Source organism: Aeoliella straminimaris, from assembly GCF_024054565.1.
GTDB classification, from domain to species: domain Bacteria; phylum Planctomycetota; class Planctomycetia; order Pirellulales; family Lacipirellulaceae; genus Aeoliella; species Aeoliella straminimaris.
Genome location: NZ_JAMXLR010000036.1, coordinates 114,839 through 139,820 on the forward strand (window position 1 = coordinate 114,839; position 24,982 = coordinate 139,820).

At 59.4% G+C, this 24,982-nt stretch carries 15 protein-coding genes and 1 tRNA gene; 10 read left to right on the forward strand and 6 right to left on the reverse strand.

The window, feature by feature from the left end:
* Positions 1–3 precede the first annotated feature (3 nt).
* The 8 genes from ispD (at position 4) to NG895_RS09915 (ending at position 13,149) form a co-directional block, all read left to right on the forward strand.
* A complete protein-coding gene (ispD, locus tag NG895_RS09880; RefSeq protein WP_252852320.1) occupies positions 4–750 on the forward strand; it encodes a 2-C-methyl-D-erythritol 4-phosphate cytidylyltransferase in 747 nt (248 codons plus the stop codon).
* A gap of 37 nt (positions 751–787) precedes the next feature.
* Positions 788–2,065 carry a tyrosine--tRNA ligase gene (gene tyrS, locus NG895_RS09885; RefSeq protein WP_252852321.1) on the forward strand — a complete coding sequence of 426 codons (1,278 nt, stop codon included), beginning with the start codon at positions 788–790 and terminating at the stop codon, positions 2,063–2,065.
* 196 nt (positions 2,066–2,261) lie between these two features.
* On the forward strand, positions 2,262–3,203 hold the full coding sequence (locus tag NG895_RS09890) for an ABC transporter ATP-binding protein (protein WP_252852322.1): 942 nt from the start codon (positions 2,262–2,264) through the stop codon (positions 3,201–3,203).
* A gap of 67 nt (positions 3,204–3,270) precedes the next feature.
* The gene (locus NG895_RS09895) at positions 3,271–5,058 is read left to right on the forward strand and encodes an ABC transporter permease (RefSeq protein ID WP_252852323.1); all 1,788 of its coding nucleotides are present in this window, start codon (positions 3,271–3,273) and stop codon (positions 5,056–5,058) included.
* Positions 5,055–6,851: a hypothetical protein gene (locus NG895_RS09900; protein ID WP_252852324.1), complete on the forward strand. Its 1,797-nt coding sequence runs from the start codon at positions 5,055–5,057 to the stop codon at positions 6,849–6,851. Before NG895_RS09895 ends, NG895_RS09900 begins: the two co-directional genes overlap by 4 nt.
* Before the next feature lie 223 nt (positions 6,852–7,074).
* Positions 7,075–8,415: a Trk system potassium transporter TrkA gene (gene trkA, locus NG895_RS09905; protein WP_252852325.1), complete on the forward strand. Its 1,341-nt coding sequence runs from the start codon at positions 7,075–7,077 to the stop codon at positions 8,413–8,415.
* A 110-nt stretch (positions 8,416–8,525) separates the two neighbouring features.
* Positions 8,526–10,121, forward strand: coding sequence for a TrkH family potassium uptake protein (locus tag NG895_RS09910; protein WP_252852326.1), 1,596 nt, complete (start codon positions 8,526–8,528; stop codon positions 10,119–10,121).
* A 1,039-nt stretch (positions 10,122–11,160) separates the two neighbouring features.
* The gene (locus tag NG895_RS09915) at positions 11,161–13,149 is read left to right on the forward strand and encodes an acyltransferase family protein (protein ID WP_252852327.1); all 1,989 of its coding nucleotides are present in this window, start codon (positions 11,161–11,163) and stop codon (positions 13,147–13,149) included.
* A gap of 564 nt (positions 13,150–13,713) precedes the next feature.
* Here NG895_RS09915 and NG895_RS09920 read toward each other — a convergent pair.
* The 4 genes from NG895_RS09920 to NG895_RS09935 form a co-directional block, all read right to left on the reverse strand.
* Positions 13,714–14,619, reverse strand: a complete 906-nt coding sequence (locus tag NG895_RS09920; RefSeq protein WP_252852328.1) for a DUF4304 domain-containing protein — start codon at positions 14,617–14,619, stop codon at positions 13,714–13,716.
* A 251-nt stretch (positions 14,620–14,870) separates the two neighbouring features.
* Positions 14,871–14,945 (reverse strand) — tRNA-Pro (locus NG895_RS09925).
* Positions 14,946–15,177: 232 nt separating this feature from the next.
* Positions 15,178–17,406 (reverse strand): 1,4-alpha-glucan branching protein GlgB, encoded by a 2,229-nt coding sequence (gene glgB, locus NG895_RS09930; protein ID WP_252852329.1) that lies wholly within the window; start codon positions 17,404–17,406, stop codon positions 15,178–15,180.
* Positions 17,407–17,471: 65 nt separating this feature from the next.
* The gene (locus tag NG895_RS09935) at positions 17,472–18,107 is read right to left on the reverse strand and encodes an RNase H family protein (protein WP_252852330.1); all 636 of its coding nucleotides are present in this window, start codon (positions 18,105–18,107) and stop codon (positions 17,472–17,474) included.
* A 446-nt stretch (positions 18,108–18,553) separates the two neighbouring features.
* Here NG895_RS09935 and NG895_RS09940 point away from each other — a divergent pair, with 446 nt between their 5' ends.
* Positions 18,554–22,024 carry a secretin N-terminal domain-containing protein gene (locus NG895_RS09940; RefSeq protein WP_252852331.1) on the forward strand — a complete coding sequence of 1,157 codons (3,471 nt, stop codon included), beginning with the start codon at positions 18,554–18,556 and terminating at the stop codon, positions 22,022–22,024.
* A gap of 299 nt (positions 22,025–22,323) precedes the next feature.
* On the opposite strand, the gene NG895_RS09945 is transcribed toward NG895_RS09940, so the two are convergent.
* Complete coding sequence (locus NG895_RS09945; protein ID WP_252852332.1) at positions 22,324–23,553, reverse strand: EF-hand domain-containing protein; 1,230 nt, start codon at positions 23,551–23,553, stop codon at positions 22,324–22,326.
* 171 nt (positions 23,554–23,724) lie between these two features.
* Between NG895_RS09945 and NG895_RS09950 the strand changes: the two genes are divergently transcribed.
* A complete protein-coding gene (locus tag NG895_RS09950) occupies positions 23,725–24,150 on the forward strand; it encodes a hypothetical protein (protein WP_252852333.1) in 426 nt (141 codons plus the stop codon).
* Here NG895_RS09950 and NG895_RS09955 read toward each other — a convergent pair.
* Entirely contained in the window at positions 24,098–24,823 is a 726-nt protein-coding gene (locus NG895_RS09955) for a hypothetical protein (RefSeq protein WP_252852334.1), read from the reverse strand. The genes NG895_RS09950 and NG895_RS09955 overlap by 53 nt on opposite strands.
* Positions 24,824–24,982 lie beyond the last annotated feature (159 nt).

The window sequence follows — 24,982 nt, forward strand, 5'->3', positions numbered from 1 at the left end:
GAAATGTCAAAATTCGCCGTTATTCTGCCTGCCGCTGGCCGAAGCCAGCGGTTTGGCGACCAGAACTACAAAAAGCCCTTCGCGCCGTTGGCCGACCGTGCAGTGTGGCTGCACACCGTCGATCGCTTCGCCAACCGCAGCGACGTGTGCCAGACGATTCTGGTGATCGCCGAGGAGGATCGCGAGTCGTTCAACCTCAAGTTCGGCGCGAACCTGGCCTTCATGGGCATCGACTTGGCCATTGGGGGAGCGGAGCGAACCGATTCCGTGGCGGCCGCGCTCGAAAGAGTCTCGGACCAGGCGGATTTCGTCGCCATCCACGATGCTGCTCGGCCCTGTGTCGAGGATAGGTCAATTGACGCAGTGTTTGCCGCGGCAGCCAAATCGGGGGCGGCAATCCTGGCCACGCCGATTTCCGCGACTCTGAAACGAGGCGATGGGGGGAAGCCGCCCGTCGTTGCCGAGACGGTCTCTCGCGAGTCGCTGTGGGCGGCCAGCACGCCGCAAGTGTTTCGCCGCGACTGGATTGTCCAGGCCTATGCTGCCCGCGGCAGTGCACCTGCCACCGACGATGCCCAGCTTATAGAACGGCTGGGCCACCCCGTAACACTGGTGGAAGATTCGCCGCTGAACATCAAGATCACGGCCCGCCGGGACCTCCGCCTGGCCGAGCAGATTCTAAAATCCGCCCGGCCCAAGAAGCCCGCTGGAGGGGTGAATCCCTTCGCGGACGACGACCTGTGGCGGTAACCAACTGAACATCTGACCTAGAAGTGCTTCCTTACAAATGGGCTTGCTTGACGATTTACGCTGGCGGAACCTCGTCCACCAAACCACGGACGACGAGAACCTGGGGACCTGGCTGGAGGAGAAACCGCGCGTCGTGTACGCCGGCTTCGACCCCACGGCCGACAGTCTGCACGTTGGCAGCCTGTTACCGCTGCTGCTGTTGCGACGTTTTCAGAAAGCGGGGCATAAGCCGATCGCATTGGTCGGTGGTGCGACCGGCATGATTGGCGACCCCAGCGGCAAGAGTGCCGAACGCAACCTGCTTTCGCCCGACGTGCTGGAAGCGAACGTTGCCGGACTGCGCGAGCAGATGCAGAGGTTCTTGGACTTTGACGCCGGCAGCCAGGGAGCGGAGTTGGTCAACAACCTCGATTGGATTGGACGCTTCAGCTACATCGAGTTTTTGCGCGACGTCGGCAAAAACTTCCCAGTGAACGTGATGCTGGCCAAGGACTCGGTAAAGGGCCGGCTTGGCCGAGAGGAAACGGGCATCAGCTACACCGAGTTTAGCTACATGCTGCTGCAGGCCTACGACTTTGTGTACCTGAATCGCGAATTTGGCTGCGAGCTACAGATCGGCGGCAGCGACCAATGGGGCAACATCACTGCCGGGATCGATCTGGGCAGGAGGATGCACTCCGTGCAACTGCGGGGGATGACCGCACCACTGCTGCTGAAGTCGGATGGCACGAAAATGGGCAAAACGGAGTCGGGCGCAATTTGGCTATCGGCCGACCGTACGAGCCCTTACCAGTTCTACCAGTACTGGATCAATGCGGCAGACGACGACGTCGGTAACTGCCTGCGGGTGCTCACCGAATTGTCGCACGACGAAATCGAGGCGCTCGACGCTAGCCGCGAATCGGATCCGGGCAAGAAAGAGAGCCAACGCCGGCTGGCCGAGGAACTTACCAAGTTGGTGCACGGTCCCGATGGGGTGGCCGCCGCTGTGCGGGCGACCGAGATCTTCTTTGGTGCGGAAATTAGCGATTTGAGCGATGCGGAGCTTGGGGCCATCTTTGCCGACGTGCCGAGCTGCGAGATGCCCAGGGCCGATTTGGCGGCCGGAATGGCCCTGATCGACCTGTTGGCCGCCACGCCTCTGGCCAAAAGCAAGGGCGAGGCACGCCGCACCATCCAGCAGGGTGGGGCCTACGTCAATAACCGGCGGGTGGAGGACGTAGCCGCCCAGGTGACCGAAGCGGACCTGGCCAGCGAGACGGTGATGGTGCTCCGCAGCGGCCGCAAGAAGTACGCCCTGGTAAAGTTCGTGTAAGCCGTTGCCCTCAAACGGTTTTGGCCGGTTGCTACGCGGTTTGGCAGTATTTATAGTAGGTCGTTTGTAGCGCTGGTGTTCCACCAGCCTGGGAAACGCAGTCTTGCCCCGGCGAACTTGTGCCCGGCAGCGTGCGTACCCCATACCATCTATAGATAGCTTTTTCATCAGCCCCGCGAGTGGCGAGGAATACCGGATGGCAGACAACGTAGTCGTCGAAACACGTGCCCTGTCGAAGGTGTATCGTGATTTCTGGGGGCGGCAGAAGGTGCGGGCTCTCAAAGCGCTCGATCTGGAAATTTATCGTGGCGAGGTGTTCGGGCTGTTGGGACCCAATGGCTCGGGCAAGACGACCACCATCAAATTGCTCTTGGGGTTGCTGTTTCCCACCGATGGCGAAGCCCTGGTGCTCGGCAAGCCGGCAACCGACGTCGAGAAGAACGAACGCATCGGATACTTGCCCGAAGAGTCGTACTTGTACCGGTTCCTCAACGCCGAGGAGACTCTCGACTTTTACGGCCGGCTGTTCGACATTCCGCCCGAAGTTCGCCGCGAGCGGATCGACAAGCTCATCAAGCAAGTGAAGCTCGACGCCGCGCGTAAGCGCCAACTTCGCGAGTACTCCAAGGGTATGACGCGACGTATCGGACTGGCGCAGGCGTTGATCAACGAGCCTGATCTCATCCTGCTGGACGAGCCGACCAGTGGCCTCGACCCGATCGGCACCCGCGAGATGAAGGACTGGATTCTCGAACTCCGCGACCAAGGCAAGACTGTCGTCATGTGCAGCCACCTATTGGCCGACGTGCAGGACGTGTGCGATCGAATTGCCATCCTGCACCAAGGTGAACTGAAGGAACTTGGCCGGGTGGAAGATCTGCTGAAGGTCGAAGATGTCACCCAGGTTTCGGCGCGGGGCCTGTCAGCCGAGTGTCAGAACGAAATTCGCGACGTCATCGCCCGCCACAACGGCGAACTGCTCTCGATGGACAATCCGACTACAACGCTCGAGGAACTGTTCCTCTCGATCGTACGCGATAGCGAAGCCCGCCCGGGCCGCCGTGTCGTGCGAGAGGAAGAGGCGACCCCACCGGAGAACTCCGGCGAGTCGACCGAACCGCCCTCCACCGCTAGCTGATTTCCTTGGCCATTCTACTCTCATTCGTCCGCCAGCAGCCGACCTCCGTTAGCCCCGCCCACTCGCCATGATTCAGGAAGAGCCGTTACTGCCCTTTAAAACGTGGCTGCTGGAGTGGGATGCAGACCGCTGGGGCGCATTCTGGCACTTCTTGTTGGTAATGGTCGTATTGGCCATGTTGAGTCTGGTGATCGGTTTGATCATCGGCACCATTCTTCATGGCCCAGTGAAAGCCGGCGAACGGGCCTACCGCGTGGTAGCCAATGCGTTCCGCGAGTTGTTTCACATCTCGCCCCGTCGCATTTGGGCCATCGCCCGCGTGGCCATGCAGGAAGCCCTGCGTCGCCGCGTGCTGGTCGCCGTAGCGGTATTCGTGCTATTGCTGTTGTTTGCGGGGTGGTTTTTGAAGACCGATCGCGAACCGGCCAAACTGTACTTCAGCTTCGTGCTGACGGCCACCTCGTTCCTGGGGCTGTTCATCGCGCTGTTGCTGTCGGTGTTCAGCCTGCCGAACGACTTTAAGACCAAGACCATCTACACGGTGGTCACCAAGCCGGTCCGCGCCGGCGACATTATCCTGGGCCGCATTTTGGGTTTCACGCTGGTGGGGTCGCTGCTGTTGCTCGTCATGGGGGGAGCTAGCTACCTATTCGTGTCGCGAGCACTTACGCATACCCACACGGTTGCTGCTCAAAAAGAGTTGCCGGAGCGAACCTCGCGCTCCGACGGGCATTCCCATAAGCTCGAAGTGCGCGACGATGGCCAGATCATCGCCATGTACGAGCATGGGCATGAGCATTCGGTCGAAAAACGCGGTGACCGCTACATGGTATCCCCGCCCGAGGGAATGATCCGTGCCAGAGTACCTCTGTATGGCGAGCTGAAGTTTCTCAATCGACAGGGTGTTGAGGTCGAGAAGGGGGTGAGCGTCGGTAAGGAATGGGGGTACCGCAGCTTCATCGAAGGTGGCACCCAAGCAGCGGCCGTATGGACATTCGATGGAATCAATGAAGACACGCTGATCGATGAAGGGGAGGATGGAAGGTACCTGCCCATCGAGATCGTCGTCCGCGTGTTCCGCACCTGGAAGGCGGACATCAACACGCCGGTGCAGGGCATCATCCAGCTCAAGCGGCCTGGAAGCGACCTGAAGACAGAGCCAGAGTTCTTTTTCGCCGACGATAACACCATTGACCTCAAGTACTTTCCCGAGAGCCTGACAGATACCAACAACCAGCCAGTCGACTTGCTGGAGGACCTGGTTTCCGAAGACGGGCAACTGGAGGTCGTGGTGCAGTGTCTCGACCGGGCGCAATATTTCGGTTTCGCTCGCGGCGACTGCTATATCCATCTCCGCGACGCCTCGCCGTTTTGGAACTTCGTGAAGGCCTATATCAGCATCTGGGTGCAGATGGTGGTGGTGATCGCCATTGCCGTTACCGGTAGCACCGTGTTGAGCGGTCCAATCGCCATGCTCTTCACTGTTTCGTTCATCCTGCTAGGATTCCAACGCGACTTCCTGATGGGAGTGGCAACCGACAAAGTCGAGGGTGGTGGCCCGATCGAGGCTCTTGTTCGCATTCCCACGCACATGAACTTGATTTCCGACTTCAAGGATCAACATTTCGGCATCAAGCTCATGCGGTTGGTGGACGATGGTTTGCAGGCCTTGATGCAAGTGCTGGCCAGCGTGCTCCCCGATTTTGGCAACCTGAGCACGGCCGACTACGTCGCCTACGGCTTCGATATACCCTGGAATCAAGTCCTGCAGCAACTTTTCTTGGGAGGTGCCTACGTCATTGGCTTGGCCATCGTTGGGTACTTCCTGCTGCGTAATCGTGAGGTAGCGAAATGAACAAGCAGAGTTCTTTCATCCGCAAGGTGGTTTACGCCGGCATTCTGATTTGCCTGCTCATCGCTCTTGCGGTACTGGGACTGCCTGCCACGTACTCGAATCCCCGCGGTGGGACGTATTCGCTGGCCCGGATGAAGGTGGACAATCAACTTGCTCAGTCCAACCTTGGCGAAATCGACCCCGCCAGCGAAACCATGAAGTTGGCCACGCTGGGGCTCCGCGGTGTCGCGGTCAATCTGCTGTGGAATAAGGCGGACGAGTACAAGAAGAAGGAAGACTGGACCAACCTGACTGCCACGCTCGAGCAATTGGCACGCCTGCAGCCCAACTTCATCACATTCTGGAAGTACCAGTCCTGGAACGTGAGCTACAATGTCTCGGTGCAGTTCGACGATTACCGCGACCGCTACTACTACGTCCGCGAGGGCATCGAATTCCTCAAGCAGGGCGTTGCCAAGAACAAAGAGAATCGCGAGATCCCGCAGTTATTGTGGGACCTTGGTTGGTTTATCGGCCAGAAAATCGGCCGCGCTGACGAGTACGTGCAGTACCGCGAACTGTTCAAGAACGACGACGAATTCCATGGCGATGACGTACCCGCGGGGGCGGACGAACGCGACAACTGGCTCGTGTCGAAGATGGAGTACTTGAACGCCATTTCTGCGGTGCGCGACCGTAAGAAGAGCATCGGCAAGAAGAGCGAGAAGATCTTCTATTCCTCCCCCGCCAAATCGCAGATGAGCTACGCCGAGGCCATCGAAGAGGAAGGCCAATTTGCCAAAGGGCAGGCTGCCTGGCGGGTGGCTGCCGATGAGTGGAGCGACTTCGGCGATCTCGAGATCGAACACTCCACCGGCCGGATGTTGCGGCTGGGGCATGAGGAGGAAGTGGCCGAGCGGGTTGAGCAGTTGGAAGACCAACTGGCCGATTTGTCCCCCGGCTTGCGTGAAAAGTTGGTAGAAGAAAAACGCGAAGCACTGCCAGAAGAGCAGCAAGCCGCCCTTGCCAAGTCGATGGAAGAACGCAATGCCGAAGAGGTACAGCTTGCGTATCAGGCTGAGCAAGCCATTGAAGTAAACGACAAGGAGTTTGTGGACCGGCTCGCCAAGGAGAAGCCAGAACTGAGGAAGGAAGCCGGTATCCTGGCACGTCAACTGGTGGAGGAACGGACCAACCTGATCTACACCCGGCGTTACAAAAGCGACGCGAACTACGACTACTGGGCCCTGCGTGCCGAGTTTGAGCAGACCGACACCGCGGTTGAGGCGCGGCGCAAAATGTTCGAAGCCAAGCAGGCGTTCGCCGATCGTCAGGCACCCGAGTTGGCGAAGCAACTCTACGAGGAGGGATTCGACAAGTGGCGGGAGGTCCTGGAAACCTACCCCGACCTGTTGGATCCGGACGGCGTAACGGGCGACGATATCCTCGTGTTTGTTGTCGATTATCGCAAAGTGCTCGACTCGCTGGGGGAAGAGATTCCTGACGACTTTGTCCTGTGGGATGTAATCGAGAACTTCGACGCCGAAGGCGAATTCGAAGAAGAACTCCGCCATCGGATGGAGACCATGGGCACCAGCACCGCCGACGAGGCATCCGCATCGGAGGAAGCCGCCGAGGAGCAACCAGCCGAAGAATCAGCAGCAGAGGAGTCCTCTGACGAGCAGCCAGCGGAGCCCGAAGAGACGCCGGCCGAGGCCGAGGAGCAGCCATCCGAGCCGGAGCAGCCAGCGCCGGAGGAGAACCCGAAAGCTCCGTCGGACGAAGAGTCTGCCGATCCTGAAACTTCTGCCTGATATCTACCATTGGGCTTTCCGGCCCGCCACACCGACCCCCGTTGCGTCTAATCCCTGCGGCGTTTACCGTTGTTAGGCATGCTAGGGGAGAAGTCCGCACTGGGGCCCAGGGATTGGAGTTGCTGGATGCAACCGCTGCGGTGCCTTCTCGAAGAACGTCGGGCAAGTGAGCGGCCACGTAGGTACGAACGCCAGCAGCTTGCACTAGCCAAGGATTGCATTGATGCGAATCGTTGTGTTGGGAGCCGGAACGGTTGGCGAATCGATCGCCGCCCTGTTGTGCCGCAACGGCCATGGGGTGACGGTGGTGGATACCGACGCCGATCAGATCCGCCGCGTAAACGAGACGCTCGACGTACGCGGATTGTGCGGATCCGCATCGCAGTCCAGTGTGCTGTTTCAGGCAGGCGTTACGAGTTGCGACCTGTGCCTGGCGGTAACGGGCGACGACGAAGTGAATCTGGTTTCCGCCAGCATGGCCAAGGCCATGGGGGCCCGCCGCACCGTGGCACGGGTGTATGCCCCCGTGTTTCGCGACCTTAGTACGTTCGACTATCAACGCCATTTCCGTATCGATCGCTTGATTAGCCTCGAACATCTCTCGGCCATGGAGCTGGCCCGCGGTATTCGGCACCCCGGTTCGGTCGTTGTGGAGAACCTGGCTCGCGGCGAAATCGAAGTTCACGAGATGCTGGTCTCGCCGAAGTCGAAAAGTCTTGGCAAGTCGATTCGCGAGCTTGGCTTGCCTGGTGGCGTGCGAGTTGGCTCGATTGTCCGCGACGGTCAAAGTCGCATCGCCTCGGCCGAGGATATCGTGCAGAGTGGCGATCGACTGACGGTGATCGGTTCTCGCAAGGAAGTCGACGCCGTGAAAAGCGTTCTGTGTGGTGGATCGGGCAGCCGATTGAGTGTGGTCATTGCCGGCGGTGGCGAGACCGGGTACCATCTGGCGCGAATTCTGGAAACACAACGCTTCAATGTCTCGTTGTTTGACACGGATCGACAACGATGCGACTTCCTTGCCAGCCAATTGCAGAACACTACTGTGGTTTTTTCCGATGCCACGCGGCGCGACAGCCTGGAGGAGGAACGCGTTGGCGCAGCGGATGTCTTCGTGGCGTGCACCGGCGAAGACGAGAACAACATTATGGCGGCCGTCGAGGCCCGCGACATCGGTACCCAGACGGTGATGGCTCTGGTCAGTCGTCCCGACTACGCCCACGTGGTAGGTAAGCTGGGCATCGACCTGACAGTTAGCCCCCGCGAGGTGGTAGCCAAGCAGATTCTCGGTTACTTGAATAGCGGTCCGGTCATCTCCCGCACCTCGCTGGGTGATGGGGGGATCTGCATTCTGGAAATCGAAGTGGTTGATGGCGCTCCAATCACCGAACAGGTCTTGGCGAACACCAGTTTGCCCGAAAGGTGCTTGATAGCGGCCGTGATTCGCAGCGAGTTCGCCTTCGTGCCGGGAGCAGACGACCGTTTGAAGCCCGGAGACACAGTTGTCGTGATGGTGGACGAAAACCACGCCGAAGCCGCGATTCGTATGTTTGGCAACGACTAGGTCGCACATCCATAACTCGTAACAGCAACTGGTATCAGCCCCTCTGCAATCTTGCCGCCACCGACAGATCACATTCGCGTGGCACGCCCTAAATCTTCCGAGCTGTTGCGATGAACTATCCATTGGTTGCCCGACTCCTTGGCGCCCTCTGTTGGCTGATGGGCATTACCATGTTGTTCAGCATTCCCTGGGCGTTTCCCGTGATGGGCGTCGCCCCGGAGTTCGAACGCTCCGGTTGCTTTGCGCTGCTGGCGTCCATGGTGGTCTGCTTCGCCGTGGGGGTGCTGTTGCGGTGGCTGGGACGAGACGCACAAATGAACTTGTTCCGCAAGGAGGCAATGGCCGTTGTTGGTCTCAGTTGGGTGCTTGCTACCGTGCTGGGCGCGCTACCGTACTGGCTGAGCGGAACCTGTCGTGGGAGACAAGAAGCCGATAAAGCCACGCCCGTTCGGATGACGGTATACGACTGTCTGTTCGAGTCGCAATCCGGCTTTAGCACTACCGGCGCCACGGTGATCACCGACCTCGAAGACACCAAGCTCGTGCCTCGCTCGATTCTATTCTGGCGATCCAGCACGCACTTTCTGGGGGGGCTTGGCATCATCGTGTTGTTCGTCGCCGTGTTGGGGCAGGGGTCGGCGGGCAAAGCACTCATGCGGGCGGAGATCCCTGGTCCCAGCAAGGAGGGCTCCCAGGAACGGATGCAGCACACCGCGTGGAACTTCGCCGCCATCTACGTTGCGCTCAATCTCATACTCACCGTGCTGTTGATGCTGGAAAGCAAGAAGATGAACCTCTTCAATGCGCTATGCCATGCATTCGGCACGATGGCTACCGGCGGCTTCAGTACCTACAACGACAGTGTGGCTGCCTTTGACAGCGCGCTGGTCGACTACACCATAACCGTGTTCATGATCATCGCCGGTATGAACTTCACCTTGATCTACCTCGTGTTGGTGGGTCGCTGGAGCGCTATGTGGAAGGACATCGAGTGGCGGGCGTACCTAACCGGCATGGCGGTGGTGATTGCTGCCATCATGGCAATGTCCATCGGCACCTATCACGAATTCGATCCCAATGACAAGTTGCCATGGCTCACCGAGTTTCGCGTAGCTTTTCGTTACGTCTCGTTTCAGGTGGTCTCGATCATGACCACCACCGGATTCGGTACCCATAACTTCGATACCTGGCATCAACTCGCCCGGGCGCTCCTGTTTTTGTTGATGTTCGTTGGGGGGTGCGCGGGCAGTACCGGAGGCGGTATCAAGGTCATTCGGCACGTGCTGTTCGTCAAAATCCTGGGTATGGAAATCGAACGTTCCTACCATCCAACCGTGGTCCGCCCATTGAAACTCGGAGACAACGTCACGACCGATGCGGAGCTGCGTAGCCAGATTCTGCTGTATTTCGGGCTGGTGACGTTCATCTTCATGCTCAGCTGGATCACGCTGGTCGCCATCGAACCCGAATCGACCTGGACCGAAGTCGGCCAGCCGGTGGACAACAAGCTGATCGACTGCGCCAGCGCCGTGGCCGCCACGATGAACAACATCGGTCCCGGCCTCGGCACCGTGGGAGCCAAGCAGAACTATGCCAATTTCGAGCCGCTGTCCAAGCTGCTATTTATCTTTTTGATGACACTCGGCCGCCTCGAACTCTTTGCCGTGCTGGTTCTACTGTTACCGGGATTCTGGCGCAGCCACTGACGCGGATGACGATGCCAACGCCCCCCCGGTGGCGAAGCGGCGTGGCCGTTGTTTTGGGCCATGTTCCACCATCTACATCCGTGGGCCCAAAACTCTCTGCGTTTTGTCCCGCCCTCGATTGAAATACCTCTGTTTTTATCGGTGTTTCTTCAAGTCCCCAGGGACAAAACGTGGTGCGTTGTCCCCACATGTTCTGAGGTGTAGCAAAACCCCGCCAGAGCGTACGGAAGCCGGACTCGAGGGTCCGGTTGGTGGCTGTCCCGTATCCTTGAGGTTCTTGCGTGCTCACGGCACCCCGTTCGGCCCCTAAGATCCCTCCGCCCGCTGGATCTACGCACAGGGAGCCGCAACTACATTGGATCACACGCCTGCGCGGATTCAACGCCGATTTTTTGACACCAGCTCAATCGTTTCAACCGGGACGACCATGAACGAATTATGGCAGTTGGGCTAACGCTTGGAGCGTCTCAAGAAGCAATCCGAAGCGAAGCCCCGAGATGTGTTCACTCGCTTCACGGCGGACGTGGAGTCGGCATCACCGCGAAATGGATGTACCGAGCGAATAGCCGGCAGAGTTAGTCCCTATGGTGCCTCGGGGCCGAGGTGAGAGCTGCGTGCGTTGCAGGCCGGGGCGTTGCGGCTGAGGAACCAAGAAACGGATAGCGTACCGCCGGGTCCTGAATCTCAGGGCCAGCGCAAGGTGTAGTTGAAGGGCAGGGCCCATCCCCATCGGACCCTGCCCAACTACGGGGAAAACTACCAATTTCTGCGACCATTTAGTGCGCTCGATATCGTCCATAATAATCATGGAAACACCCCCTGCAAGCAACTAGTCTAGAGACATGGCTCACTTGGGCGCAGAACTCAAACTGCTCCCACGCATCCGGCTTCTGGAATGCCGCAGAATGCAGAGTTCAAGGTCCTGGAACCATCTTTGACCAAGGGGCGTGAGCAGTGTTTTGGCCCCGAGGTCATAGTGAGATTAACAGAGTCTGGCGAAGTCGCAGGAGAACAACGTCAGTCGATTTCGATTTGAGAGATGGCAGAAATCAGATATCGACCGGAAATCGATGGCCTGCGGGCATTCGCTGTTATTCCTGTGGTCTTGTTTCACATGGGATGGAGCTATATTCCGGGTGGCTTCATTGGCGTGGACGTCTTCTTTGTTATTTCGGGCTTCCTGATCACGTCGATCATCATCAAGGAGCTGGGGCAAGGAACTTTTACGTTTCGCAATTTCTGGGCCCGCCGCGTTCGCAGGATCCTGCCTGCGATGATCTGCGTCACGCTTGTCACGCTTGGGGTAACATATGCATTTGTGTTTGGACCCGACCAGCGAGTGATTGGCAAGCAGGCGCTTGCCTCGTTGTTGTCAGTCGCCAATATCTACTTCTGGCAGAATGCGGGTGACTACTGGGGCCAAGCCGCTGAAGAGTCGCCCTTCCTGCATGCTTGGTCTCTTTCGGTGGAAGAGCAGTTCTATTTGTTCTTTCCAATTGCGGTATGGATCATTTTTCGTCTCCGATCGCGATGGTTGCAGGGCAGCATACTGACGGCGATCGTTGCAAGTCTCGCCCTGTTTCTGTGGGGTTTACAGACTCACCCAGAGGCGACCTTCTATCTGTTGCCAACCAGAGTATGGGAACTTGGTGCCGGGTGCCTGCTGGCGGTACTGTTATCGACCCGCCGAACAACGCTGCCTCAGAGCGATCAGTTGGGAACATTTGCCAATGCCGGTCTGATTATGGTGCTGATGTCCTATGCGTTCATCCCGCAAACGAGCGGTGGGATGGCCGTGGCAGTTTTAGGCACAGCATTCATCCTTGCCTGCGGACATTCCGGCTTCGCAAACGCTTTGCTGTCTCATCCCTCAGCGGTCCACATTGGAAAGCTCTCCTACTCGCTCTATCTGTGGCATTGGCCGATTCTCGTCCTGGCAAGACCTTTGGGCATTCATTGGCCAGGTGCCTCCGACAAGCTGCTCATCGTCCTCCTGATGTATCTGATGTCGCTGGCTACCTACCATCTGATCGAGAAACAGACGCGTCGGCGCAAGGGCATGGTTCCAGCCATAGCGATATGCTTGCTGATAGCTATCGGCAGCGCGGTGCCCCTGGCGTGGACTCCCCGGGTATATGACACCTCGGAATTCGAAACACCGCATTCGTACAGCTATTATTACGACTTGAGGCCGACGCAGACCATGACGCCCGAGTTCCAACTGGTCTATCAAGGAGTCGATCTTCCTCCGCGCGAGGCTCCATCCGATGCTTTCGCCAACGGCGGGATCATTGTGGGTGCAGGGGATGCCAGTCCGAGGGTGGTTGTGTTGGGCGACTCGCATGGGACGATGTGGTCCAGTGCGATTCGATCGGTAGTCGAGCCCTTGGGGGTAAAGACGGCATTCATTTCGATGGGCGCCCAAAGCCCCTTCTTCACATTGCCGGTGACGGATGACAGGCCGAGTCATGTTCTTAACGCAGAGGAGAAGCGCCGATATGACGAATCGAGAATCCACCTGATGGAGCAATGGCATCCCGCTCTTGTGATCTTGTGCTGCCGGTGGTCGTCCGTGAGCGAAGCGGAAACAGAGGATTTAATGGGAGTGCTTGCAAGCCATGCGGATAGTGTCTTGCTGATGGAACAGCCGCCAGAATTGTTGGACATTGGCAACCGTAGCGTATCGCAATACCTGGCGTTTCAAGGATATCGGCCGCAGCCAGCAACCAGACAATACTGGCCAGCGGGTAACGTGCAGAATGTGGAGAACGGGAGACACCTAGTGCGATCGCTCGTCGCCAAGTACCCCAACTGCAAGTGCATTCCTGTGCATGACGTCTATCGGGAGCATTCAACCGCGCTTGTCCTCGACGGAAAAGATCTGGTGTACGTCGACGACGATCATCTTACAACCTTCGGATCGCGGCTAGCGCTACCGCAGCTCCAGCGGTCGATCACGGAGGCACTTAGGGACACTCAGACGCTTCCAGATCGATCAGAACTGAAAGTTCTATCCGAGGCATTCTGACCTGGATGGGTAGGTTTCTCCCCGCCATGTAAATCTTCGCGTCTTTGACTGCCCGGCTCAGACGCCTTTGTGACGAACACCTTGAATTGGGATCGGTTCGTCCATTCCTCCGTTGGAGACGTCGCCCTTGAAATGGGGAGTCCCTTATTGCAAGAATCTGCGTAACCGAGACATGGGATACCCGACAGCCTTACCGGCGACGTCCGCTCATCCTCCCAGCCGTCGAGCTGGAGAAGTGTGCCCACGCCGGTGACACATCGGCTCTCAGAGATTGCCGCAATACCTACGGCCAGAATAAACCTGCTACTAGTCCAAGCAGCTTCATTCACTCCATCAAGTCGGGCTGACTGCCCGGACTTCAAACCGTTAGTGGCAGAGTTTGTCGAGATCGCGCTCTCGAAGTCGCTCGTTACGAACAACGTGACGCGGCTTGCGCGGCTATCGGCGTAGCGTTCATAGACACTCATGAGACCATGACCAGGGTCGTCGCGGAGATTGAGCGTGCCCCTGATGTCCGTGATTATATTCGCGTACACGCTCGGCAATCCGCTCGACGCATCTACATCAATTCGCGTTCGAGTCCGGACGAGCAAGTAGCTTCTCAAGCTTCAGAGTTCGGATAGTTTCGGCCTGCCACTTGGTAAGCAGTGATTGGTGTTTGCGAACGGCGATCGCATCAACCAACTCTTGGGCTCGCAACCGCTCTTGTTCAGCCCACGTTCTTTTCGGCATTTCTTCAAATGCCGTTTGAAAACCGTGAATAGCTTGTCGGAGGATAGGCGTAGCGGCTTCTAAGTCGCCAGATACTGCGTAGCAGCAGCCAAGTTCAAAGAAGGTGTGAGGATTACCACCTCTGGCAATGACCAGCAATTCGTCGGCAAGACCAGCGGTGCTCGATGTGGCTTCAAACCACGGAATTGCAACGTCCCCTGTCTTCTCGCAGACCTCCCGCATCGATTCGTCTGCGTGCTTGTGCGACTTGGCATTCCACCAGCCGTCATTTGATTTGCCGCGTGGAAGTCTTCGGAAAGTTGTTGAGCCAGCCACCTCTCGATGCCGCGTGGTCAGCATGCTGGAGTACTCGACCGAGAAACTCTTGTCGCCGTAACTTGAGAGGTGGAGGCCGATCAACTGAAATATCCCTTCGTGAGTACACCGCCCAAATGATCGCTTCGCGTATCGTTTGAAACCGTGCTCACGCAAGAGGGGAGTCCAAAACGTGGCCGTCGCAGCCGCGAGGGCATCTTTGGAACGACCAGTCACCCGCAGCTCGACCCCGTCGAAGAGCGCGACGAAGTCCTCTACGCTTTCGATCGAAACCCCCGCTCTAGCAAGCAACTCATCTTGCCAGAATCGCAGCCGCGGCTGATGCCGGATTTCTCTTACTGAGCCAACAAGTCGGTCAAAGGCTTCGTTGCCAACTGCCTCCGCGATGTAGTCCAACACACGTCTCTTGCTTGAATCATCCATTCGCGACCGGACATGAAGAAAAGATCCAAAGTGTGGGTGGAGCGACAGAGCATTCTACCTCGTTGGACAATGCGTCGCACGCCGCAGCGGAGGTCTTCGTGTTGCAAAGGGCGGTGGCGGTGCATTTATTTAAATCCAGTCAAACCTCCCAATCTTTGAACCTTAGCCCTAGAGTTGCTTCGCCGTAAGTTCTTATGCATTAATGATTAAGGCCCGCCGACAATCGTCGGCGGGCCTTAAGATGAAATCAGTCGGGCTGAAAGGATTTGAACCTTCGACCTCTGCGTCCCGAACGCAGCGCTCTAGCCAAGCTGAGCTACAGCCCGTAGTGGGGTGCTGTTGGGTTCTGCCAATCAGCAAGTTCCGCACCGGTATTGTTGCATTGTGGGGCCCTGTTCCACAAGGCCCATTTGTGGCCGCGCCGGTGAGGCGAAATGGCGGCGGCAAAAGGGGGCTCCGAATGCAAAAGCAGCGAAGGATATGGAGTCCTCCGCTGCTTTGCGGGTTAAGCAGGTGCTGTGGTGGGGCGGGGCGACAGGGTGGTTCGCCCCGCGGCGGCTAGTCGCGTTTGGGTTTGAAAATCACGGTGCCGAGCGGGGGCAGGGTGATCTCGATCGAGGCGGGGCGGCCATGGCTTTCGTTCATTTCGGCCAGAATGCCGCCGTCGTTGCCGACGTTGCCACCGCCGAAGTAGGCCGAGTCGCTGTTGCTAATCTCTTCGTACCAGCAGGCTTCGGGGACGCCGAGCTTGTAATTGTGGCGCGGCACAGGCGTGAAGTTGCTGCAGACGATTACGAAATCCTGCGGGTCCTTGGCCTTACGCATGAAGGCCAGGGTGCTCGCCTCGTGGTCGTGGCAGTCGACCCACTCGAACCCAGCCCCATCGAAGTCGACCTCGTACAGCGCTGGCTCGCTGGTGTAGAGGCTGTTGAGGTGGGCCACATAATTCTGCAGGCCCTGATGCGACTCCCACTGCAGCAGGTCCCATTGTAGCGAGGTGTTGTAGTTCCACTCGTTCCACTGGCCGAACTCGCTTCCCATGAAGGTGAGCTTCTTGCCGGGGTGGCTCCACATGTAACCGTACAAACACCGCAAGTTGGCAAACCGCTGCCAGAGGTCGCCCGGCATCTGGTCGAGCATCGAGCCTTTGCCGTGTACCACTTCATCGTGCGAGAATGGCAGGATGAAATTCTCGGTGAACGCGTAGATCAGCGAGAAGGTCAGCTCGTCGTGGTGGTACTTGCGGTGGATTGGCTCGTGATGGATGTACCTTAGGGTGTCGTTCATCCAGCCCATGTTCCACTTCAGGCTGAAGCCGAGGCCGCCCAGGTAGGTGGGACGCGACACGCCGGTCCATGCGGTCGACTCTTCAGCGATGGTCAACGTGCCAGGGTGCTGCAGGTGACACTCTTCGTTGAATTTCTTCAAGAAGTCGATCGCTTCAAGGTTCTCGCGACCGCCGAACATGTTGGGGATCCAGTCGTTGCCTTCGCGGCTGTAGTCGAGGTACAGCATCGAGGCGACCGCGTCGACACGCAAGCCATCGATGTGGTACTTGTCGAGCCAGAACAATGCGTTGGAGATGAGGAAGTTCCTTACCTCGTTGCGGCCGTAGTTGTAGATCATGGTTCCCCAGTCGGGGTGCTCGCCCTTACGCGGGTCCGCGTGCTCGTAGAGCGCGGTTCCGTCGAATTGGCGAAGCCCGTGATCGTCCTTCGGGAAGTGAGCGGGCACCCAGTCGATGAGCACGCCGAGGCCGCCCTGGTGGCACTGATCGATCAAGTACATCAGGTCCTGTGGCGAACCAAACCGGCTAGTGGCGGCGAACATGCCGACGGGTTGGTAACCCCAACTGCCGGTAAAGGGGTGCTCGCTGACCGGCAGCAGTTCGAGGTGCGTGTAGCCCATCCGCTGGGCGTACTCGACCAGGCGCGGTGCAATTTCGCGGTAGCTGAGCCAGCGATCGGGATCTTCCGGATCGCGTTGCCAGCTGCCGAGGTGCACCTCGTAGATGGACATCGGCGCGTCGAGCGCATTGTGATTTTTACGAGTGGCCAGCCAGCTATCGTCTTCCCATTGATAGGAGTCGAGGTCGGTGACAATGTTGGCCGTGCGGGGCGGCACTTCGGCAGCGAAGCCGTACGGATCGCACTTCTCGACTACGCGTCCGCCGTTTTGCTTGACAGCAAACTTGTACAGCGTGCCGACCTTCATTTCGGGAATGAACAGTTCCCACACCCCGCCCGGGACGTGCTTTCGCATGGGATGCGACTTGGAGGACCACTCGTTAAAGTCGCCCACGACGCTGACACCTTCGGCATTGGGCGCCCACACGGCGAAGTTGATGCCATGAACGCCGTTGACTTCGCGGATCTGTGCTCCGAGACGCTTGTAGCTATCCCAGTGATTTCCCTCACCCAGGAGGTGCATATCGTAGTCGGTCAGCAGCGGGTCGAACGCGTAGGGGTCTTTCATGGTTTTCTCGATACCGTGGCTGTCGGTCAGTTGGAAGTGATATTGTCCGCGAGCAAGTGTCTGTCCGTTGCCATCTTCCACTGGGCAGATGGCCTCGTACAGTCCCGAAGGGTGGATCCGACGCATTGGGCGGCGTCGCCCGTGGGCTTCGTCGACCAGCCACACTTGCTGTGAGCCGGGGAGCAGAGCTCGTATGGCGAGACCCTCGCGTCCCTGATCGGTCACCTGATGGGGGCCTAACACTTCAAAAGGGTTTTGATGGTATCCGTTCACTAAAGGAGTCACGGCATCCAGGCTGACTTGAGTACGCATATTTCAGTCGTCGGAGGTATAGGGGAATGGAGCGGGAGGGAAGGGTGTATTGCTTTGCCAGGCGGCTAACCTGCGGGTAGCAGCGTGGGTTCGAATAACGATTCCACACCGCGACGCAGTTCGCCCAGCGTATTGCGAGTGGCCGCAGCCACCCGGTTTCGTCGCTGCGATTGGCGTCGTTTGGGAATTACCAGCACGGCCGACTCGTCGACGATCGAAGCAGCGGGGGCCGGGGTGACCTGGAGTGAATCGCGGGCCTCGATGATGGAATTCTCTGTTTCGTCGCGGGCGAGCTGCTGACTGATGTGAGCCGCCTCGCCCCAGAGTTGGGATTCGACAGAGTGGAACGCCAGGGCGTGATCGATGCGTTGCCAGAGGTCGCAGTCGCGAATGGGGACCCGGCGGCCGAAGCGTTCCCAGTGCCAACGCTGGTTCCGCCATTGGGCCAGGCCGCGGCTGAAGCCGCGCTGGATATAGTCGCTGCTGGTGAACAGCCGGACATTGGCTGGGCCGTCGATGGCCTCCAGTCCGCGGACCACGGCTAGTAGTTCGGTGCGGGCAGCCGAGGACTCTTCCACCAGATCGCTGGCCGAGGTGGTTTCGTCGCTGCCGGCACGCAGCAGCAGGAACCGCCACATGGTCTGGCCCGAGGCGTGGCTAAGGGCCTCGGTGAATAAAAGGTATTCGTGGGGGGCGGGCATGTTTCTCGACACCAAGGACGGTTTTGCGGGGTTACTACTCTTGGTGGGTAGCGCGCTGGTTGCGTCCTTGGCACACGCTGCGAGTGGGGCCGAGGAACAGGTTCCGGAGCTCCACTCCCCGTTAAAGCTGGGCCTCGTTGCCCGGCTCAAACGTGATGGTATTGGTATATCGTCAGAAATTACCCAGATCATCCATGTTTCCAGGTCGATTTGGGCAAGATTCCGGCTTAGGTGGAGACTCCACCCAGGCCAAGATTGGCAAGAACCGTCTGTTTCGATGAGAATCAACTGGTTTACCTTCCCCCAAACTGGTGGCGATGACAACAGGGGCTGCCTATTATGGAGTAATCTAGCGGCCATCCGCCTGCCTGCCGTAAGTTGCATTGCACTCAATGCTTAGCACCGCAATTTAGGTGCCGATTCACCCCTTTCCGAATGCTGAACGAATGCCCGTCCGCGAAAAATATCCGTCGAACGTAGTCCATTGCCGCTGGATTTTAGTCCTGCTGGTCAGTGCATGTCTATTTTCCCTAAGTGTCAGGGACTGCCTGGCCGCCGATCCCGAGCTGGTGGGCTTGCTGGCATTGGCCACCGAGGCCTCATCGGCCGATACTCTGGAGCTTTCGGACGAGCAACTCGAGAAGCTGACCGAACTGCTCGATACCCGCGAAGAAGCCGTGCTGGCCGAGGCCATGAAGGTGCGGACCCTGGAAGGCGAGGAACGGGCTGCCGCACTGCGGCCCTATCGGGTGGAATCGCAGCGGCAGATGGCAGGACTTCTGACCGACAAGCAGCTCGATTCGCTCAACGAGTTGGCTGCAGCCAACCCCAACGACTTCTACGAGCCGATGGGGGGAACGCCTGCCGAAGAAACAGCGGCCACCCAGGACACACCTACTGACGGGCCGGAAGTGACGGACCAGGCAGAAATGACCGAGGAGCCGTCGGCCGAGGATTCTGAATCGAGTGACGACGAGCAGCAGCCCGCCGCCGATCGACCCGAGGGGCCACCACAACGTGGCCCTGGTGGTTTCGGACGGTTTGGCGACCGTGGCGGCGAGCGTCCCGATGGCGAACGCCCCAGTTTTGGACGCGACCGCGGCGACCGGGGCGGATTTGGGCGAGGGGGCTTCGGGCGGCGGTCCGAGGATGAATCGGGGGCCGATTCGGGACCGTCGGAGCGTAGTGCACCCACCCGCTCGGTGCCTGCCACTGGAGGGGCCGATCCCAGTACTTTCCCCGCCGCCGACAGCGACGGCAAGCTGACCTTCAGTTTCCGCTATCAACCTTGGCAGGACGTGCTCGACTGGTTCGCGGAACAGAACGGTTTATCGTTGCTGCTCGAGTCGCCCCCGTCTGGCACCTTCAATTACACCGACCCCCGCAAGTACACGCCCGCCGAGGCGCTCGACGTGCTCAATAGCGTGCTGTTGACCAAGGGGTACACGCTGGTTCGCCGCGAGCGAATGCTGGTGCTGGTGAACCTGGAAGATGGCATTCCGCCGAATCTGGTGACCAACGTCTCGCTGGAAGAATTGGACAAGCGGGGCGATTACGAGTTGATTCGCGTCCTATTCCAGGTAAGAAACATGACCCCCGAGGCCGCCTCGGAAGAAGTAAGCCGACTGGTGGGGCCGCAAGGCTCGGTGGTCGTGCTGCCACGGGCTGGCATGCTGCAGGTCACTGAAACCGCGGGCCGCATTCGGGCTATCCGCGAAGTGATTGACGCCATCGAGAACCCAACGGACTCGAAGAAGGGCGACATCAAACCGTACGAGCTTGAGTACGCCTCGGCGGGAACGGTCATGCCAGTGTTACGGCAGATGCTCGGCATCGAAGCGGAAGGATTCAGCACGCCCGACGGTACGCTGCAACTGGCGGTCGACGGCAGCACGGGCAGTCGCCTGCTGGCCTACGGCACGCCCGAGATGGTTAAGCGTCTGGAGGAAGTGCTCGACCTGGTCGATGTCCCCGAAGCGGCAGGTGGTCCCATCGATCAGCTGCAACTGGAAGTCTATCCGGTGAATCAGGCCGATCCCGAAGCCGTGCTCAAGGTGCTGCAAACGCTGCTGGCCGACGAGCCTGGAACACGTTTGGCCACCGACCCGTTGACGGGCAATCTAGTGGCGCTGGCCTCGGTGGCCAATCATCGCACCATTCAAGCCACGCTGGGCCAGATGTCGGAAGACGCCCGGCAGATCGAGGTCATTCCGCTGCAAAGTGTCGAACCTCAGCTGGCGTTGCTCTCGATCACTAAGCTGTTCGGCATCACTAGTGGTGAAGAGGCAGACCCCCGCGCACCCATCGTGGATGCCGACCTGTCGACCAACAGCTTGATGGTGCGTGGCACCAAGGCACAGCTCGATCAGATTAAGGCCCTACTGGGACAGATGGGCGAATCGGCGGATTCCGTGTTTGCCTCGACGGAAAAGGGCAACGTACGGTTGCTACCTCTCACGTCGAGCGAAGCCCGCTCGGCACTGCAGCAACTCGATGACATTTGGCCAACCCTGCGTTCGAACCCCATTCGCATGGTGTCGCCGGCCAACGTGATTCGCTCCTATCGCCCCAGCGAGCAGGCCACGCCCGACTCGCCCACGGAGGATAGCTTCGATATCGAAAGCATGTTCCGCTTTCAATCGCCTGAACCTGCTACCGGCGAAGACCCCGTGCCGACGGACCGCGGCACCTCGCTGACGCGGAGGCTGCGGGCCATACCGGTTGGGTTCCAACCCGATCCCGAAGCCGCAGCAGAACAAGCCGATGAGGCAGCCGAGAGTGAATCTGGTTCGGAGAGCAGTGTCCCTGCCCAGAAGCCCAAGGGCACGCTGACTCAAACAACCCCGCCAGCGTCGCAGCCCAACAAACCATCCCAGCCCGGAGCCCCCATTCTGGTAGCACCGGGACCGAATGGGTTGTTGATTGCCTCGGACGACCTGGATGCACTCGATGCCTTCGAACGCATTCTGGAGGCGTCGAGCATGCAATCGACCAGCGGCCGCGAGTACGCCGTGTTCTACCTGAAGCACGCCAAGGCCGCCACGGCTGCGGCAATCCTGGGTGAGATGTTTGGCAGCGCTGGCGGCACTGGTGACAGCTTAATGGGGGGCATTGCCGACGCAGCACTCGGTGACATTGGTGGTGGCCTGATGGGCGACCTGCTGGGGCTCGGTGGAGCCGGCGCATCGACCGGCTTCTCGGCCGCGGGCGTCGACATCGTGACCGACGCCCGCTTGAATGCCCTGATCGTCTACGCTCGGCCCGACGATATCGACATGGTCTTTCGTCTGCTGCAGGTGCTCGATCAACGCTCCGGTCCCACGGACGTCGAGGCCGAAGGCGTGCCTCGATTGATTCCGGTCGTCAACACTTCGGCTTCGCAAGTGGCCGACGTGGTGAAGACGATCTTCTCCGATCGTCTCGAAGGCGGTAGCGGCGGACAGCCCTCGCCCGAAGACCTGATGCGAATGCTCCGCCAAGGGCAGGGGGGCGGTGCCGATGCCCAGGAGCCGGCCAAGATGTCGATTGGTGTCGACTCCCGCAGCAACAGCCTGGTGGTTCGTGCTCCCGATCCACTGTTCGTTCAAGTTGAAGCGTTGGTAAAGCAGCTCGATACCGAGCAACTCGATAGTTCCGAGTCGACGCAGATTGTTTCGCTCAAGTACAGCAATTCGTCGGCCATCAAGGAAGCGCTTAGTAGCATTCTGGGAAGTGACGCGGTCACGTCCGGCTCGCAGCAAACATCGGGCGAGCAAGCTGGGGGCGGCGATCGAGGCGATCGCGACCAGGCCCGTCAGCGCGAAGAGTTCGTTCGCCGCATTCAAGAGTTCCGCAACCGCATGCAAGGCGGCGGTCGTGGTGGCCCTCCAGGTGGTGGACGGGGCGGCGGTGGTCGAGGGGGCCGTGGCGGTCGCTAACCATAGCGGCCGTGGACGCCGGAGGTCACCCGGCCGGAGGCTACAAATTCCACTGTAGCCGGCGTTCTTTGTAGTAATTCGTTCCGCAACAACCCATTGACTTCGGCCTACCCAGCCGAGGTGTTAGAGGTTCTTCCAAGTCAGTGTGCTGATTTGGCGGAGGGAGGCCAGTCCGATGCGCGGACGCCGAAGCAGGTGGATTGCTATCCCTCAATGCAGGCCGAACAAGCCGCGGGCCAACACAACAATCCACACCGGTACACTAAGGTGGAAATCGCTCCGACAGCGTCGGTTATGCGTTAGCGTCCGCGGCTACTGCCACCGGTGGCAGCGTATTCGTCGCCGGTGACGATGCCGTCACCGTTCAGGTCGTACTTCTGGTACTCGCGAACCTTGCTGTCGGACCAACTGCTGCTGTACTCGGCCATCGAAACTTGGCCGTCGCCGTTGTCGTCGTACCTTTCGATCCAGCGGCGAGCGTCGCCCGACATGCGTTCCAGCGCTGAAGTAAAGCGGTAAGTTTTCCGCCCGGCGGAATCGCCATCATCCGAGCCACCGCGGCCTGATCGGCCGGGGCCCGCACTGCTGGTTTTGCCGATTCGCTCGGCAAGCTCGTTCATTGTGACGCGGCCGTCGCCGTTCAGGTCGGAACGCTCGGCTTTGTACATAGCCTTGAATTCGTCCCCTTCGATAATCGAGTTTTTATCCTTGTCGTATCGGTCCATGATGTCGCGAATGTACTTCTGCTGGTCGGGACCTTGATCGCCGCCGGAGGGGCTCTCCTTCTTTTCTGGTTCTTCGCGGCCTCCGCGGTCGCCCCGATCTCCCCGGCCACGGTCTTCACCGCCGCCTCGTCCCCAGCCGCCGCGTCCACCCCAGCCACCGCCCCAACCGCCTCGGCGTTCCTCGCGGCCCTCCTCAGCTTTCTTCTCTTCCGGTGCCGCGGGCTCGGGCATCGTGTATTGCTTGGCCTTTTCGGGGTCCAGCAATACCAGCTCGTCTTCGGTCAATAAGGTATCGAAGCCGGGAACGGGCTCAGGAGGAAGTGGCGAGAGAAACGCCGTGGGATTTTCTTCGCGCTGCTTATCGCGGGCTTCCTGCAGCTCCTGGCGTTTGCGTTTGCTCAGGTAGTCATTGACCTTGATGCCCTTGGAGGGGTCTAAGCCGGCAGACTTGGCCTGTTCTTCCAAGCGTCCCCACCAGCGATCGTCGACTTCGGACCTTTCGACTTTCCCATCGCCGTTGCGGTCCAAACGGCTCATAAACCAGCGGCGGCGGTCTTCTTCCGAGGAGCCCTGATCGCCGCCGCGACCTCGATCGCCCCGGTCCCCTCTGTCCCCCCGGTCTCCACGATCGCGTCTGTCACCACGATCACCTCGATCTCCGCGGTCGCCCCGATCTCGTTCTTCGCGTCGATCTCCGCCTCGGCCGCCGGGCTGAGCCCAGGCCTGGTCGACGGCTCCCCCGGCCAGGAGCAGGGCGCCTAGAATGACAGTCAGTAGTCCGGATTGGTGCATATTAGTGCTCATACCTATTCAACTCCGCAGCGGCGGCCGGGTTTCGGCTGGCCGCTTTCTCATTTTAATGAGCGAGTGTCCAAATTCGAGTCGCAAAGCCCGAGTTTTTGTGGTTCGGAAGACTGAAGCGAGCCGCGATTTGTCTAAAATGGGGTACCATTCGCCACCCGCTGGAGTTTCAACATGGAAAACCCCTTCTCCTCCCCGCAAACCGCCGCCGCTGCCGACCTGGGCGACTTCGCCCCGCTGTCGCCGGAACGCGAGCGACTGGCCAAGCTGGGCGAGGTGTTCGTCGCCTGGGAACGCCTGCGGATTTGGTACAACGTCGTACTAGCCGTAGTGGCGGTGCTGGTTCTCGTCGGGATCGTGCTCTCGAGTGGGCTGCAACTCAGCAAGAATGACTTCGACATCTTAATCGAAGCTGCCATCGGAGCAAATGTCTGCTTTCTCGCCGGACCGCTGCTCGAGGGCTACGTAACGTGGTGGATCAAGCCCGCGTCTTGGCTGAGAAAGCCCGTATTTGTGCTCGGTACGGTCGCCTCGGTGTTGTTAACCATCATTGTGGTATTAGCTGTGGCAGCGGGGTTTGAGCTCCCGGCTCCTGGCTAAGCACGGACGCCAGCTGCTCCAGCCGCCACGGTTTGCCGAGCACCGACGTAGCGCCCAGTTGTGTGGCTCGCCGTGCGCGGTCGACACGCGGAAAGTCCAGCAGCACCACCAGCGGCATTTCGGCGGGCAGCGACTGGCGGAACTCGGCCAACTGCATGGCTTCGGTCTCGTCGAGCTGTGCACCAACCCAGATGCCGGCGGCGGGCTGGGTACTGAGTGGCCGCTTGGCAAATCGCGGCACCCACACGCCACTGGCGCCCAGACACTCGCAGGCGTCGATCAGCGCGTTCGCCGTGTCGGCATCGACCGCATCGATGGCCACCAGTGGTCCACCCGTCAGTGGAATCAACTCAGGCTCGGTTTGTGCGGGGCGTTGCCAGGGAGCCGGTCTGCCCGCTAGCCATGCAATGCGAACTGTACGCCACCAGGCCTCGAACTGATAGAAGAACACTCGCTCGCAGTGTGGCAGTGGCGTGCCGGTGCGCATCTCACCTTCGCACCAGGTGCCCAGCACCACGGCCAGCCCAGCGAGCGGCATCCGCTCGTGTAACCGTTCGACAAGCTCACGATCGATCGTGCCGGGGCGTGACTGAAATGTCAGGGCGAGTTCGAAAGGGCTGGCCTGCTCGGGCTCGATGATTTCGACGAACGATTCACTCGCGAGCCGCTTCATGGCTGGGGCAAATTCGTGAGAGGACCGATCTCCGAGTGCTAGCAGGCGAAGTTTGGCAGGCATCATAAACGTTCGTAGGTGCGGTAATTTCAGGGTTTTGCGATTCGAGCCCACGCATTGTATCGCATTGGGCGAAAAGTCGCCTTGACAGTTTTTCGC

Excerpts from the sequence above, each read along its gene's own strand:
- tyrS (WP_252852321.1), top strand. The coding sequence starts at position 788 with ATGGGCTTGCTTGACGATTTACGCTGGCGGAACCTCGTCCACCAAACC.
- NG895_RS09955 (WP_252852334.1), bottom strand. The coding sequence starts at position 24,823 with ATGAAGCGGCTCGCGAGTGAATCGTTCGTCGAAATCATCGAGCCCGAG.
- trkA (WP_252852325.1), top strand. The coding sequence starts at position 7,075 with ATGCGAATCGTTGTGTTGGGAGCCGGAACGGTTGGCGAATCGATCGCC.
- NG895_RS09895 (WP_252852323.1), top strand. The coding sequence starts at position 3,271 with ATGATTCAGGAAGAGCCGTTACTGCCCTTTAAAACGTGGCTGCTGGAG.
- NG895_RS09915 (WP_252852327.1), top strand. The coding sequence starts at position 11,161 with ATGGCAGAAATCAGATATCGACCGGAAATCGATGGCCTGCGGGCATTC.
- NG895_RS09945 (WP_252852332.1), bottom strand. The coding sequence starts at position 23,553 with ATGAGCACTAATATGCACCAATCCGGACTACTGACTGTCATTCTAGGC.
- glgB (WP_252852329.1), bottom strand. The coding sequence starts at position 17,406 with ATGCGTACTCAAGTCAGCCTGGATGCCGTGACTCCTTTAGTGAACGGA.
- NG895_RS09900 (WP_252852324.1), top strand. The coding sequence starts at position 5,055 with ATGAACAAGCAGAGTTCTTTCATCCGCAAGGTGGTTTACGCCGGCATT.
- NG895_RS09950 (WP_252852333.1), top strand. The coding sequence starts at position 23,725 with ATGGAAAACCCCTTCTCCTCCCCGCAAACCGCCGCCGCTGCCGACCTG.
- NG895_RS09935 (WP_252852330.1), bottom strand. The coding sequence starts at position 18,107 with ATGCCCGCCCCCCACGAATACCTTTTATTCACCGAGGCCCTTAGCCAC.
- NG895_RS09910 (WP_252852326.1), top strand. The coding sequence starts at position 8,526 with ATGAACTATCCATTGGTTGCCCGACTCCTTGGCGCCCTCTGTTGGCTG.
- ispD (WP_252852320.1), top strand. The coding sequence starts at position 4 with ATGTCAAAATTCGCCGTTATTCTGCCTGCCGCTGGCCGAAGCCAGCGG.
- NG895_RS09940 (WP_252852331.1), top strand. The coding sequence starts at position 18,554 with ATGCCCGTCCGCGAAAAATATCCGTCGAACGTAGTCCATTGCCGCTGG.
- NG895_RS09920 (WP_252852328.1), bottom strand. The coding sequence starts at position 14,619 with ATGGATGATTCAAGCAAGAGACGTGTGTTGGACTACATCGCGGAGGCA.
- NG895_RS09890 (WP_252852322.1), top strand. The coding sequence starts at position 2,262 with ATGGCAGACAACGTAGTCGTCGAAACACGTGCCCTGTCGAAGGTGTAT.